The sequence below is a fragment of the Longimicrobium sp. genome (assembly GCF_036388275.1).
GTDB lineage: Bacteria > Gemmatimonadota > Gemmatimonadetes > Longimicrobiales > Longimicrobiaceae > Longimicrobium.
This window is the reverse complement of the sequence record NZ_DASVSF010000003.1, coordinates 1-13,854: the sequence shown is the minus strand read 5'-3', so window position 1 is coordinate 13,854 and position 13,854 is coordinate 1. Positions and strand designations below refer to the sequence as shown.

Genomic DNA, 13,854 nt, shown 5'->3' with positions numbered 1-13,854 from the left:
CGCGGCACGACACTGCTGTGCGAAGAGGGGAGAACTCGGATCGCGGAGGATTGGGTCCGGTGCGTGGGCCGGCGCCCCCCACCCCCAGCCCTTCCCCCGCAAACTGCGCGGGGGAAGGGAGCCAGTGCCGTGTGCATCCAGCGTTGCCGGTGCGGGGGCGGGCACCGCTGGCGGAGTCTGTTGCGTCTGGGTTGGTCCGGCGCATAGCGCGCCTGCCCTCTCCCCCGGCCCCTCTCCCGCAAGCGGGAGAGGGGAGAATTCGACGGCGCTTCGGCCAGTGCGCCGCGCATGCTGTCATCCCGACGGAGCGGCCACGCCGAACCGGCCCTGGCGACGTAGACCGCAGCGACCGAGGGATCCGCCACACACTTCGCCAAACGGCTGCCGACCTTGGAATGAGCCGGTTCGCTGTTTTTCCAGGCGTGAACGCGGATGCGCGCACGCGCGAACGGCAACGGGGCAATGACGTGTCTGCCGTTCCGGCGCAGGGCTGCGGGGTGTGTGGCGGATTCCTCAGTCGCTGCCATCGACAATGTTCGGGCAGGGCTCTCCGAGGTCGCTCCATCGGAATGACAGATGCGCTTCGGCAGGTGCGTGTGTTCACCCGCCCAGCAGGGCCGGGGCGCGTACTTTCGTACCTGCCACCAAAGGACTTACCTTTCCCGCATGCCGGCCGCGACGAAACGACTGCTCTGGGTAGACGACGAGATCGACCTTCTGCGTCCGCACCTGCTGCTGATGCAGGGGCGGGGCTATCACGTCGATGCCGCCTCCAACGGCGACGACGCCATCGAGCTGGTGCGCGGGCGGGGGTACGACCTGATCCTGCTCGACGAGCAGATGCCCGGCCGCACCGGGATGGAGGTGCTGGACGAAATCCGCCGGATCGACCCGCGCGTGCCCGTGGTGATGGTCACCAAGAGCGAGGAAGACCGCACCATGACCGAGGCCATCGGCCGGCGGGTGGCGGACTACTTGGTGAAGCCCACGTCGCCGCGGCAGGTGCTGTCCGTCGTCACCCGGCTGCTGGAAGGCGGCCAGCTTCAGCAGCAGGTGACCGCGCGCGAGTTCACGCAGCGGTTCCGCGACCTGATGGGCGAGCGCAACGCCTACCGCGGGTGGCGGCAGTGGCGCGACACCTACTCCGAGCTGGTGGACTGGGAGCTGCGCCTGCGCGGTGCCGGCGAAACGGGGCTGCTGGCGTCACTGGAGACGCTGCTGGACGACTTTCGCCGCGAGTTCTGCAAGTTCGTCTGCGACGACTACGGCCACTGGACGTCAGGTGACGAGGACCGGCCCCCGCTCTCCGTGGACATCGTTCCCGAGTACCTGGCACCGCTGCTGGGGCCCGACCGCTCGGCGCTGTTCATCATCATCGACTGCCTGCGCCTGGACCAGTGGCGCACGCTGGTGCCCCTGCTGGAGCCGCTGGCCCAGGTAGAAGAGGCGCTGTACTACTCCATCCTTCCCACCGCCACGCCCTTCTCGCGCAACGCCATCTTTTCGGGGCTGTACCCCGACGGCCTGGCCGAGCGCATGCCCGGGTGGTGGGGGCGCGAGGGCGAAGGCAGCCTGAACAACCTGGAAGCCGAGCTGTTCCGCGAGCACGTGCACCGCGTGGCGGGAAAGCGCGTGCCCGTACACTACGAAAAGGTGTTCGACGCGGGTGACGGCGAGCAGATGCTGAAGCGGCTGCCGGGCTACCTGTCGCAGCCGGGGGTGACGGCGCTGGTGTTCAACTTCGTCGACATGCTCACGCACGGCCGCTCGGAGTCGTCGGTGCTGCTGGAGGTGGCGCGCGACAAGGAGGCCCTGCGCGCGCTCACCCGCCAGTGGTTCGAGCGGTCCGAGGCGCTCACCGCCATCCGCGAGGCGCTGCGCCACCGCGTGCCGGTGCTGGTGACCACGGACCACGGCTCCATCCACTGCCACCGCCCCGCGACGGTGTTCGCCAAGCGCGACACCACCGCCAACCTGCGCTACAAGTTCGGCGACGACCTGCGCGCCGAGGACTCGTCGCTCGCGTTCTCCACCAGCGAAGAAAAGGTGCTGCGCTTTCCCGCCGGGCGCGCGGCCACCAACTACCTGATCGCGCTGGAAGACGTGTTCTTCGTGTATCCCACCAAGCTGCGCCAGTACCAGGCGCGCTACCGCGGCAGCTTTCTTCACGGGGGCATCAGCCCGGAAGAGATGATCCTGCCGGTGGCCCTGCTGACGCCGCGATGAAGCTGTACCTGCGCATCCTGCGCTACCTTCGCCCCCACTGGGGGCTGCTGGCGCTTTCGGTGCTGGCGATGACGCTTCACGCCGCGCTGGATGCGTTCAGCCTCAGCCTGCTCTCGCCCTTTTTGGCCGTGCTGTTCAGTGGGGGCGAGTTCGGCCCGGGGGGCGCGTCGGAGATGTTCGGTGGCGGGGCGGGGCGGGTGGTCGACTCGGTGATGTCGATGGTGATCGGCACCGGGGCCGACCAGCGCACCCCCATGCAGGCGCTGTACGTGGTGGTCGCGGTGATCTTCGTGGCGCTGCTGCTGAAGAACCTGGCCCTGTACGCGCAGAACTACACGACGGCGCTGGTGGAAGGGCTGGTGACGCGCGACCTGCGCAACGACATCTACGCGCACCTGCTGCGGCTGGGGTTTCCCTTCTTCCAGCGGACGCGCGCGGGGCAGATCATCAGCCGGGTGACGGGCGACGTCGACCAGATGCGCAGCCTGGTGACGAACAACCTGATCAAGGCCGTCTCGTCGGTCATCCAGGCGATCGCGCTCATCACCTTCCTGGTGATCATCTCGTGGCGGCTGACGCTGGTGGCGCTGGTCGCCATCCCGCCGATGGTGCTGCTGTGGACGCGCTTCCGCAAACGCCTTCGCAAGGGCGTGCTGCGCGTGCTGAACGCGGTGGGCGAGGTGGCGGGGCAGCTGCAGGAGACGGTTGCGGGGATGCGGCTGGTGAAGGCAAGCGGCGCCGAACGGTGGGAAGAGCGCCGCTTTCGCGCGCTGACGCAGAGCCAGTACAAGGCGTTCGCGCGCAACGAACGGTGGCGCAAGTTCTTTTCGCCCGCCACGGAGGTGGTGACTGCGGCGTCCATCATGGTGCTGGTGGTCTACGGCAGCCACCTGGTGCTGGTGGAGCGGTCGATGGGTGCCAACGCGTTCCTCACGGCGCTGCTGGTGGCGGCGCGGCTGATGACGCCGCTCAAGGCCGTGGCGCAGTACCCGTCCGTCGTGCAGCCGGGACTGGCGGCGGCGGAGCGCGCGATGGAGCTGCTGGATGCGCCCGTGGAGGTGATGGACCAGCCGGGCGCGCGTTCGCTGACGGCTTTCGAGCGCGAGTTGCGCTTTGAGGCCGTCTCGTTCGAGTACGCCCCCGGCTCGCCCGTGCTGCGCGGCATCGACTTCGTCGTCCGCCCTGGCGAGGTGGTGGCGCTCGTCGGGCCCAGCGGCGCTGGCAAGAGCACGCTGGCCGACCTGGTGCCGCGCTTCTACGATCCCACGCACGGGCGGGTGACCCTGGATGGTGTGGACATCCGCGAGCTGAAGCTCCAGGACGTGCGCGCGCTGCTGGGCATCGTCACGCAGGAGACCATCCTGTTTCACGACACGGTGCGCGCCAACATCGCCTACGGGATGGACGCCGCCACCCAGGACGACATCGAGTCGGCGGCGCGGGCGGCCAACGCGCACGAGTTCATCGCGCTCCTTCCGCAGGGGTACGACACGGTGCTGGGCGAGCGCGGGACGCGGCTTTCGGGCGGGCAGCGGCAGCGGATCGCCATCGCGCGCGCGCTGCTGCGCAACCCGCCGATCCTGATCCTGGACGAGGCCACGAGCGCGCTGGACACGGAGAGCGAGCGCCTCGTCCAGCAGGCGGTGGAGGAGCTGATGGCGCACCGCACCGTGCTGGTGATCGCGCACCGCCTGTCGACCATCCGCCGGGCCACGCAGATCCTGGTGCTGGACGGAGGCGAGATCGTGGAGCGAGGCACGCACGACGAGCTGCTGGCGCACGGCGGCACCTACCGCCGCCTGTACGACATGCAGTTCGGGATGCAGCCCCCCGGCGCGCTCGAAGCAGCCGAGCCCGGCGCCGGTCGCGTGGACGCGGACGATGGCGTCGAAAGCGCCCCGGCGGACATCCCCGACGATGCCCAGTCGATCACGGGCGCGGGGGACCGGGCGGCGTAGGGAGCGAAGCCCTCGGCGCCGCTGGGGCGACTGAAGTCGCGGCAACAAAGGCCCGAAGTCCGCCTTCGCGGACTGCACGCGTGGTCGAGTGCGTCTCGGCAGCGCATTTCAGGTCTCCCCCTCCCCTGCGCAGCGGGGAATGGGGGCCGGGGATGGGGGCCGGGGGGGAGGGGGCCTCCCGCAGCATGAGCCATCGCCGGCCGAACCTCGTGAGAAGTGCTCCTCTCTCCCGCGTAGTTTGCGGGGGAGAGGCCGGGAGAGGGGGGCACCCGTGGCATGCGCCGGCCTGGCCTCTGCGCGACCGAAGTTCTCCCCTGTCCCGGCGCAGTTTGCCGGGGGAGGGGCCGGGGGAGGGGCCCTCCCCTGCAGGTGACTGACCTTTCAAGCTGACGGATCGATGCAAGTACCCCTGCTGGACCTTACGCTTCAGTATCGCGGGATCGCCACGGAGGTGATGCCGGAGCTTCACACGATCATCGAGGAGCAGCGCTTCATCCTGGGTCCAGTGGTGGACCGCTTCGAGCGCGAGATGGAGGCGTACCTGGGCGTGCGCCACGCCGTCGGCTGCGCGAGCGGGACGGACGCCATCCTGCTGGCCCTGCGCGCCTTCGACTGCGGCCGCGACGACGAGGTGATCACGTCGCCGTTCACCTTTTTCGCCACCGCGGGCGCCATCCACAACGTCGGCGCGCGGCCGGTGTTCGCCGACATCCTGCCAGGCACCTTCAATCTGGACCCCGCCGCCGCCGAGGCCGCGGTCACGGAGCGCACCCGGGTGGTGATGCCGGTGCACCTGTTCGGGCAGATGGCCGACATGCCCGCCTTCCGCGCCCTCGCCGACCGGCACGGCGTGTCGCTGCTGGAAGACGCGGCGCAGGCGATCGGGGCGCGGCAGCGGGTGGGCGGCGCGTGGATCACTACGGGCACGCTGGGCGACGCGTGCGCCTTCTCGTTCTTTCCCACCAAGAACCTGGGCGCATTCGGCGACGCGGGGATGACGGTGGCGAGCGACGACGGCACCGCCGAGCGGCTGCGGAAGCTGCGGGTGCACGGCGGGCGGCAGATGTACCACCACGAGGAAGTGGGATACAACTCCCGCCTCGACTCGCTCCAGGCCGCCGTGCTCTCGGCCAAGCTGCCTCACCTGAAGGGCTGGAGCGACGCGCGCCGCCGCAACGCCGCCTTCTACGACCAGGCGCTGGCGGGAATCGGCGGGATCCAGACCCCCGTCGTGGGCGAGGACCACGAGTCCATCTACAACCAGTACACCCTCCGCGTCCGCGATGGCCGGCGCGACGCGCTGGCCGACTTCCTCCGCGAGCGCGGTGTCGGCAGTGGCGTGTACTATCCGGTGCCGCTGCACCTGCAAGAGTGCTTCGCCTACCTGGGATACCGCGAAGGGCAGTTCCCCGAGTCGGAGCGCGCCTGCCGCGAGGTGCTGTCGCTCCCGGTCTTTCCGGAGCTCACGCAGGCGCAGCTGGAGTACGTGGCGGAATCGGTGCGTGCTTTCTTTGGAGAATAAGAAAGTGCGTGAGTGCGTTAGTGCGCTAGTGCGTGAGTGGATGTCGAGCGCGCCGCTGGGCCGGGTGCGCGTTGGCCACTTCCGCACTCACGCACCCCGCACTCACGCACTGTAGTTCCCTCCATGTACGTCATCGCGCACAACGCGTCGGCCGTGCTGGGCGGCGGCGAGATCTGGACGGCGTTGCTGCTCGCCGGCCTGCGGGACCGCGGCCACCGTGTGCTCATGCTCTGCCGGAACGACGAACTGGCCGCTCGCATCGGCGCATACGGAATCCCCACGGGCGTACAGCCCATCGGGGGTGACGTGATGCTGCCGGACGCGCTGCGCCTCGCGGCGCGCCTTCGCCGGGAGCGGCCGGATGCCGTCCTGCTGACGACCTTCAAGAAGCTGCTGCTCGCCGGCATGGCCACGCGCATTGCCGGGGTGCCCTTCGTGGTCCAGCGGATCGGCCTGGAAGGCGACACGCCGGCCCGCTCGGCCCGGTATCGCTTTGCGCTGCGCCGGTTCGTTCATCGAGTAGCGCTGAACGCACACGGCATGCGACGCGGTTTCCTGGCCGGCGATCCGCGCCTGGACCCGTCCCGCGTGATCACCTTGCTCGACGGGGTGCGCGCGCCGGTCCGGCAGGCACCCGCCGGAACGGTGCGCCGGGAGCTCGGAATTCCCGCGGAGGCCGTGGTCGTGGGAGCCGTCGGCAGGCTGGCGTCGCAGAAGCGCTTCGACCGGCTGCTGCGCGCGCTGGCTGGCGTTCCACAGCCCGTCCACTGCGTAATCGCGGGTGCGGGGCCACAGCGGGCGCGGCTGGAAGCGCTGGCGCGTGAGCTGGGGATGCGGGATCGGCTTCACCTTCTCGGGTTTCGTGCCGACGTGGGTGACGTGCTCGATGCGCTGGACCTGTTCGTCGTCTCGTCCGACCGCGAGGGGCTGGCGAACGCCATGCTCGAGGCGATGGCGTTCGGCCTTCCCGTCGTCAGCACCGAGGTCAGCGGCGCACGGGAGGCGCTGGAGCCGGACGCGGGCGAGCCCCGCCCCGGCATCGTCGTGCCGGTGGAGGAGGATGCGCTGCGCGACGCCCTCGCCGAGCTGGTGCGCGACGGGGATGCGAGACGCGCGATGGGCGTTGCGGCGCGGAAGCGGGCGGAGCGGCTGTTCGGGTGGGAGCGGTTCCTGGACGATTGGGAGCGGCTGCTGGCCAGCGGTGGCGGATGAGGGTTGCCATCCACGTGGACGGCCCCATCATCCGCGGCAACGAGCGGCAGGTGATCGCCATCGCCGCCGGGCTGCGCGACCGCGGCCACCACGTCGCCGTCTCCTGCCGCAAGGGCGGTCCGGTGATGGCCGAGCTGCAGGCGCTCGGCATTGCGGCCACAGGCATCCGCCCCGGCGGCGACACCGACCCGGTGAACGCGCTGTGGTTCGCCGCGTGGCTGCGCCGCGGACGCTTCGATGCAGTCCTGCTCACCTCGTGGAAGCGGGCGTTCATCTCCGGCTGGGCCGCACGCGTGGCCCGGGTGCCGCGGGTAGTGTTCCGCATCGGCGGCATCCAGCCGATCGGCGAGAAGCGCGGAAGCCTGGAGCGGTACGCGTTGCGGCACTGGTACCACGCCATCGTCACCAACAGCCTGCGCGTCGCGAATCACGTGACGGCGGCGCTGCCAGACCTGGCGGATCGTGTATCCCTGGTGCCCAACGGCATCGACATCGTTCCCGTTTCGCCGGTCCCGCTCCGTGACGGGTTGGGGGTGCCGGATGATGCTGTGCTCGCCGTGGCGATCGGCGGGATGGAGCCCAACAAGGGCTTCGACCTGCTGATCGATGCCGCTGCGATGCTGGACGGCGGCGTCCACGTCGTCCTTGTCGGCGGCGGCACAGCCGAGGCGCGCGCGGCGATGGAGGAGCGCGCCCGGCGGCTGGGGGTGAGCGCCCGGGTGCACTTCCTGGGGCACCGGAGTGATGCGCGCGCGGTGGCGGCTGCGTGCGACGTGTTCGTGATGCCCAGCCGGTCCGAGGGCTTCGGCCTGGTGATGCTCGAAGCCATGGCGGCCGGCGTGCCCGTCGTTGCGGCGGACGTGGGTGGCGCCCCGGACGCGCTTGCGCCGCGCATGGGCCGCTCGACCGCGGGATGGATCGTGCAGGCGAACGACGCGGAAGCGATCGCGGCTGGCCTGCGCGAGGTGGTGGACGCCATCCGGTCCGGCTCGCCCGTCGTGGCGGATCGCGTGCGAGAGGCGACTTGGCGTGCCGCCCACTGGTTCAGCATGGACGCGATGGTCAGCGGCTACGAAGCCGCGCTCGCGCCGAAGGGCCCGGAGGACGAGTGAGCGATTTCCTCTTCTGCTCGCGTCCGCGTCCACCGGGCGAACTGAACGCCGTTCTCCACCGCTGGCTCGGCCCGGTCACCGCCGCCGTGGACGAGTACGCCGGCGCCTGGGGCACACTGGCCGTCGTCCGCGCGCCGCACGACCCGCCACCGGTCGTGCAGGACGATCGGGGCATTACGGTGCTGATCGGCGAGCCCTTCGCAGATCTTCCTCCGCTGCCGAAAGGCCCGGCCGTGGACGCCGCGCGCAGGCAGGTGCTGCACGAGCGGCTCCTGGCGGGTGGCGACGACAGATGGGAGGACCTGCTGGACGGACCGTTCGCCGCGCTGGCGTTCGACGCGTCCGGCACCAGCGGGTCAGTGGTGACGGACCTCTTCGCCTGGATCACGGTCTTCCAGGCGGATTCGCGGCACGGCGGCGTCGTGGCCGGCACCCACACCGACGCGGTGGCGCAGGCGGCGGGAGTGCTGGGCGAGATCGACCCCGTTTCCGCGGTGGAATTCATGGGCTACTACGCCATCACCTATCCGCGGACGCTGTATCCCGCCGTTCGACAGGCGCGTCCCGGTTGCGTGCACCGGTTTTCGACGGATGGATGGACGGGCGAGCACGTGTACTGGCGTCCCGTGGAGCAGACCGCGTTCGGCTCGCTGGACGAGGCGGCCGGCGCGCTACGGTCGGCGCTGGTGGACGACCTCGCGCTCGCCGTCCACGGCCAATCGGACGTAGGACTGCTGCTGAGCGGCGGGGAAGACGCGCGGGCCGTGCTCGGCGCGATCCCGCGTGGCGTCCCGGTACGCGGCTTCATCTACGCGGAAGCAGAGCGGCGCGAGGTGCGCGCGGCCCGCCGCGTGGCCCGCGCCTACGGCGTGCCGCTCACCTTTGCTGCGCGCCCGCCGGGGCACGACCTGCTGCACATGGAGACGGTAGCCGCCATGATCGGCACGCAGAACGAGTTCGTGGACGTGCATGGCTACGGCCTTCACGCCACCCTCGGGCTCGACCGCCTTCCCGTGGTGCTGGGCGGCTTCTCGTCCGACGCCCTCCTCAAGGCCGACAATGTGCCGCCCAAGGCATCGAAGCGCGTGCGGCGCGGCGGCCAAGCCGGGTTCCGTACGCTGCGCCCGCCCGCGCTCCCCGGCGTCCGCCCCGAACTGCTGGCTGAGGCGATGGCCCGGCGCGACGCCTACCGCCGCTCGCTCACGGAGCTGCGGCCGGAGTCGGCGGACGAATGGTCGTTCATCTACCCGTTCAGCATGCGGAAGTACGCGGCCAATCTGCATGGCAACCGGCGGCTGTGGCGCAGCCACGAGCCGTACATGAGCAACCCGGTCGCGCGCATCGCCGCCTCGGTGCCGCAGTCGTGGAAGGTGGGCCGGCAGCTGTTCTACCGCGCCATGCGCCCGCTGCTGGCCCGCTCCTGGTACGTGCCGCACACCCGCAACCGCCTGCCGTACTTTCCGCCAGTGCTCAATGCGGCGGTGAGGCCGCTGCTAGGTGCCGCGCGCGGCCTGCGGGCTCTGGCCACGGGAGAGCTGCGGGCCAACCAGGAGTCATGGCCCGTCTGGGCCGAACTCGTGCAGACGGGGTGGATGAACGACGCTGAGGCCCGGCACCCCGCCGCCGAGTCGCCGATCGCCGCCGTGTTCGCGCCGGGCCCGGATGCCGCCGCCGTGCGGACGGGGTGGCCACCGCTCAGCCGCCTCGCGCTGCTGCAACTCGCGTATCTGACCCGCCGATGAAGAACGACGTGAACGACGCCGCGCCGGCCCCCCGCCCGGGGAAGAAGCCCCGCTTCGCGCATCGCCTGGAGTTCGGGCTCACGCGCAGCCTGGAAGCGGCCGTAAGCTCGCTCTCCGAGGGTGCAGCGGACGACTTCGGCGCGGGGCTGGGACGGATGGCGCACAGGCTGAAGCTGCGGCGGGACGTGGTGGAATCCAACCTCCGGCTCGCCTATCCGGCCGCCGATCCTGCGTGGGTGCAGGCCACGGCGCGGGCCTCGTACGAGCACCTGGGGCGCGAGGCGGCGGCCATGCTGCGCCTCGCCCGGCTGGACCGGCAGGCGGTGATCGACCGCACCGACGTCACGGACGACTGGCCCAAGCTGGAGGCCGCGCTCGCTGGCGGAAAGGGCCTGCTGCTGGTGACGGGCCACTACGGAAACTGGGAGCTTGCCGCCGCGGCCGTGGCGGCTCGCGGCATCCCCATCGCCGCCATCGTGCGCCGCCAGGGCAACCCGCTCTTCGACGCGCGGCTTACCGCGACTCGCGAGCGGCTGGGCGTGCAGACCATTTCCCAGCGCGAGGCGCCGTCCCGCGTGCCCCGCTTTCTGCGGCAGAATGGCGTCGTGGGGATCGTGGGCGACCAGGACGCGCGGGGCGCGGGGATCTTCGTGCCCTTCTTTGGGCGGCCCGCGTCCACGCACCGCGGCCCGGCCGTGTTTTCCCTGCGGTTCGGCGCTCCGGCCTTCGCCTGCGTGGCGCGGCGGCTGCCGGGCCCGGGAGTGCGGTACCGCGTTTCCGGACAGCAGGTGGACGTGTTACGCACCGGCCGGCTGGATGATGACGTGGAGGCATTGACCGCTGCCCTCGCCGCACGCCTGGAGGCAGAAATCCGCGAGGCGCCGGAGCAATATTTCTGGTTCCACCGCCGCTGGAAGAGCAAGCCGCCGGTCGAAGGGCAGACGCCGCTCCCCGCCGCGCCGGACGAATGAGCGACTTCCTGTTCTCCACCCGCCAGCGTTCGCCCGGCGAGTTGCAGTCCGCGCTCGCCCGCTACCTGGCGCACGTGTCGGTCTCCATCGACGAGCGGCACGGGGCATGGGGATCGCTGGCCGTCGCGCGCGGCCACCACGATCCCGCGGATGTGCTGGTGGAGGAGGACGGCTGGTTGAGCGTGCTGGTCGGCGAGCCGGTCGTCCACGCGGACGGGGAGCCGTCCGCCCGGGCGAGCGTGGGGGATCGCAGGCGTGCGGTGCACCGGCTGCTGCGGTCCGCGCCGCGCCGCGCGTGGGAGCGGTCGATCGAGAGCGGGTTCGCCGCTATCGCGATCGATACGAGAGGTGGCGGGATGGTGCTGACGGACATCGCCTCATTCGTGCCCGTGTTCGTCGCGCGGGTGGCGGATGGGGAGCTGGTGGTCGGGACGCACGTGGACGCGGTGGCGCGCACGGCGGGGCGCGGCAGCGACATCGATCCCGTTTCCGCCGCCGATCTGGCGATCAACCTGACCTGCACCTTCCCGCACACGGTCTACGGCGGCGTGGAGCAGTTCCCGCCAGGTACCGCCCGCCGGTTCGGGTCGGACGGCGCATGGGACGAGGCGCACGCGTACTGGCGGCCTGTGGAGCGCTCCGGGTACGGGTCGCTCGATCAAGCGGCGGAGGCGCTGCGGTCCGCGGTCGTCAGTGACGTTCGCGCCGCGTGCGAGGGCGCCGGCGAGGTGGGGCTGCTGCTGAGCGGGGGCGAGGACGCGCGCGCTGTCTTGGGCGCCGTGCCGCCGGATATCCAGGTGCGCGCGTTCGTCTACGCCGACTGGCAGAACCGCGAGGTGAAGGTGGCGCAGGCCGTGGCGCGGGCGTACGGCGCCGCGTGCACCTTCGGACCGCGCGAGCCGGACCACTACGTGGACGGGCTGGAACCGGTGGCGCGGATGATCGGCGCCCACAACAACTTCATGGACGTGCACGGGTGGGGATTTCACGAGCGGCTGGGCATCCGCGACCTTCCCGTGGTGCTCGGCGGCCTCTCGTCGGACTCGTTCCTCAAGGCCGAGCACGCGCCCGACACCGCGTTCAACGTTGAGCGCTTCGAACTGCCGAACGCGGAGGTCATCCGCCCCGAGCTGCGCGATGCCGTCATCGAGCGGCGGCTGCGGTTCCGCCGCTGGCTGGCGGAGTTCCGTCCGAAGACGGCGACCGAGTGGGAGAAGCTGTGGCCGTTCACGCAGCGGAAGCACTCGGCGAACGTGCACGGCAACCGGCGCCTGTTCGCCGCCCACGAGGTGTATCACGCCGTCGCCGTCGTCGCGTTGGCCGCGTCGGTGCCGCAGGAGTGGAAGTACAACCGCAAGCTCTTCCACGCGGCGATGAAACCCCTGTTCCGCCGCTCGTGGTTCGTGCCGCACGCGCGTTGGCGGTTCCCGTTCTTTGGGCATGCGGCCAACCTGCCGCTCAGCGCCGGGCTACGGATCACCCGCGGCGTCCGGGCCTTGGCGACGGGGCAGGTGAGGGCGCGGCACCAGCCCTGGCCCAAGTGGCGCACCGTCGCCCGCTCCGCCGCGGCCGAGCGCGTCCAGCGCGAGCGCCCCGCGTGGGAAACGCCGCTCCGGGACATCTTCGTGGACGCTCCCGGCGATGAGCTGCAGGCCGGCGTCCGCCAGTGGCATCCCCTGCGCGAGCTGATGCTCATGCAGCTGGCCTACCTCGCCCAACAGGCGGCCGAGTGAGCGATCTCCGCTGGCCCGCGCAGAACATCTGCATCGTCCTGCTCACGGGCCTGGGCGACGTGGTGCACGGCCTGCCGCTGGTGAACGCGCTGAAGGACGACGATCCCGCGCGCCATATCACCTGGATCGTCGAGCCCATGCCCGCCCCCCTGCTGACCCCGCATCCCTCCGTGGACGAGGTGATCGTCTACGAGAAGAAGCGCGGACTTCAGGGCGTGCTGGACCTGCGCCGCAAGCTGGCGGGGCGGAAGTTCGACACCACGCTCAACCTGAACGTGTACTTCAAGAGCGTGTGGCCCACGGTCCTCTCCGGCGCGCCGCACCGGCTGGGATTCGACCGCGGCAGGTCGTTCGAGGGCGTGTGGATGTTCAGCAACCATCACCTGCAGCGCCGGCCGCGCGCACACACCCAGGACATGTTCCTGGAATTCATGGAGGCGGTGGGGCTGCCGGTGCCCGCCGAGCTGGCGTGGCGCATCCCCATTACGGAGGACGAGCGGGCGGCGCAGGCGGAGTTCTTCGGTGGGCTGGATGGGCGGCCGGTGGCGGCAGTCGTTCCCGCGACGGCGAACCCGAAGAAGGACTGGTACGCGGACCGCTGGGCGCGGGTGGCGGACGCGCTGGATCGCGACTTCGGGTTCCAGGTGATCCTCGTGGGCGGGCCAGGGGCGCGGGAGCAGGCGATCGCGCGCGAGATCACCGAGCGGGCGGCGACGAAGCCGGTGTGGGCGCTGGGGGACGGCATCCGGCGTCTTGCCTGGCTCTTGGACGGCAGCTCACTCGTGCTGGGGCCCGACACCGGCCCGGTGCACATCGCGCGGGCGATGGAAAAGCCGGTCATTGGACTGTACGGGCACACCAACCCGTGGCGGGTGGGGCCGTGGCGAAAGTACCACGACCTGTGGATCGACACCTACACCGATCCCGGTGCGCAGCCCGACCCCAGCGGCTGGTTCCCCAAGCTGGACCGCATGGAGCGCATCACCCCCGAGGACGTGCTCGCGAAGGTTCAGCGTGCGGTCGACCACTATGGGGCCCTCACCCCATCTACGCGCACCCATTTGTCATCCTGAGTCTGTCACCGTCCTGCGGCCGACCCTGAGGAATGAAAAGAGGTTCGCGGGCGCCGTTTGGAATTTGAACGAATTGGACTTTTTCTATTCAGCCCCAGGCGCACCGCACCCACCTGCACGCGAATCCCCGCGGGGCGAAGGATCTAGCCGCGGACGCCCTTCCGCCTGGGCGCAGCAGCGGTCATTGTAGCCGAGGCCTCGGCTGCCGTGGGGCCCTCACCCCGCCGCGCTGACACGCGTGCGACCCTCTCCCACAAACAGCGTGGGAGAGGGGGTACACTTCAGAGCCCGGTGCAATTGGGCTG

Annotated in this window: 9 protein-coding genes; all 9 read left to right on the top strand. The window is 70.7% G+C overall.

Annotation, left to right across the window (positions count from 1 at the left end; all coding sequences use genetic code 11):
* The first annotated feature begins 666 nt into the window (after window positions 1–666).
* The 9 genes from VF632_RS01815 to VF632_RS01775 all read left to right on the top strand — a co-directional run bounded on the left by VF632_RS01815 (window position 667) and on the right by VF632_RS01775 (window position 13,549).
* On the top strand, window positions 667–2,226 hold the full coding sequence (locus VF632_RS01815; protein WP_331021132.1) for a response regulator: 1,560 nt from the start codon (window positions 667–669) through the stop codon (window positions 2,224–2,226).
* Complete coding sequence (locus VF632_RS01810) at window positions 2,223–4,184, top strand: ABC transporter ATP-binding protein (RefSeq protein ID WP_331021131.1); 1,962 nt, start codon at window positions 2,223–2,225, stop codon at window positions 4,182–4,184. Before VF632_RS01815 ends, VF632_RS01810 begins: the two co-directional genes overlap by 4 nt.
* A gap of 397 nt (window positions 4,185–4,581) precedes the next feature.
* Complete coding sequence (locus VF632_RS01805) at window positions 4,582–5,706, top strand: DegT/DnrJ/EryC1/StrS family aminotransferase (RefSeq protein ID WP_331021130.1); 1,125 nt, start codon at window positions 4,582–4,584, stop codon at window positions 5,704–5,706.
* Between the two features lie 123 nt (window positions 5,707–5,829).
* The gene (locus VF632_RS01800) at window positions 5,830–6,918 is read left to right on the top strand and encodes a glycosyltransferase (protein ID WP_331021129.1); all 1,089 of its coding nucleotides are present in this window, start codon (window positions 5,830–5,832) and stop codon (window positions 6,916–6,918) included.
* Window positions 6,915–8,030: a glycosyltransferase gene (locus tag VF632_RS01795; RefSeq protein WP_331021128.1), complete on the top strand. Its 1,116-nt coding sequence runs from the start codon at window positions 6,915–6,917 to the stop codon at window positions 8,028–8,030. The genes VF632_RS01800 and VF632_RS01795 overlap by 4 nt, the downstream gene beginning before the upstream one ends.
* The gene (locus VF632_RS01790) at window positions 8,027–9,772 is read left to right on the top strand and encodes a hypothetical protein (RefSeq protein ID WP_331021127.1); all 1,746 of its coding nucleotides are present in this window, start codon (window positions 8,027–8,029) and stop codon (window positions 9,770–9,772) included. Before VF632_RS01795 ends, VF632_RS01790 begins: the two co-directional genes overlap by 4 nt.
* Window positions 9,769–10,743: a lysophospholipid acyltransferase family protein gene (locus VF632_RS01785; protein ID WP_331021126.1), complete on the top strand. Its 975-nt coding sequence runs from the start codon at window positions 9,769–9,771 to the stop codon at window positions 10,741–10,743. The genes VF632_RS01790 and VF632_RS01785 overlap by 4 nt, the downstream gene beginning before the upstream one ends.
* Window positions 10,740–12,476, top strand: coding sequence for a hypothetical protein (locus tag VF632_RS01780; RefSeq protein ID WP_331021125.1), 1,737 nt, complete (start codon window positions 10,740–10,742; stop codon window positions 12,474–12,476). The genes VF632_RS01785 and VF632_RS01780 overlap by 4 nt, the downstream gene beginning before the upstream one ends.
* Entirely contained in the window at window positions 12,473–13,549 is a 1,077-nt protein-coding gene (locus tag VF632_RS01775; RefSeq protein ID WP_331021124.1) for a glycosyltransferase family 9 protein, read from the top strand. Before VF632_RS01780 ends, VF632_RS01775 begins: the two co-directional genes overlap by 4 nt.
* The last annotated feature ends 305 nt before the right edge of the window (window positions 13,550–13,854 follow it).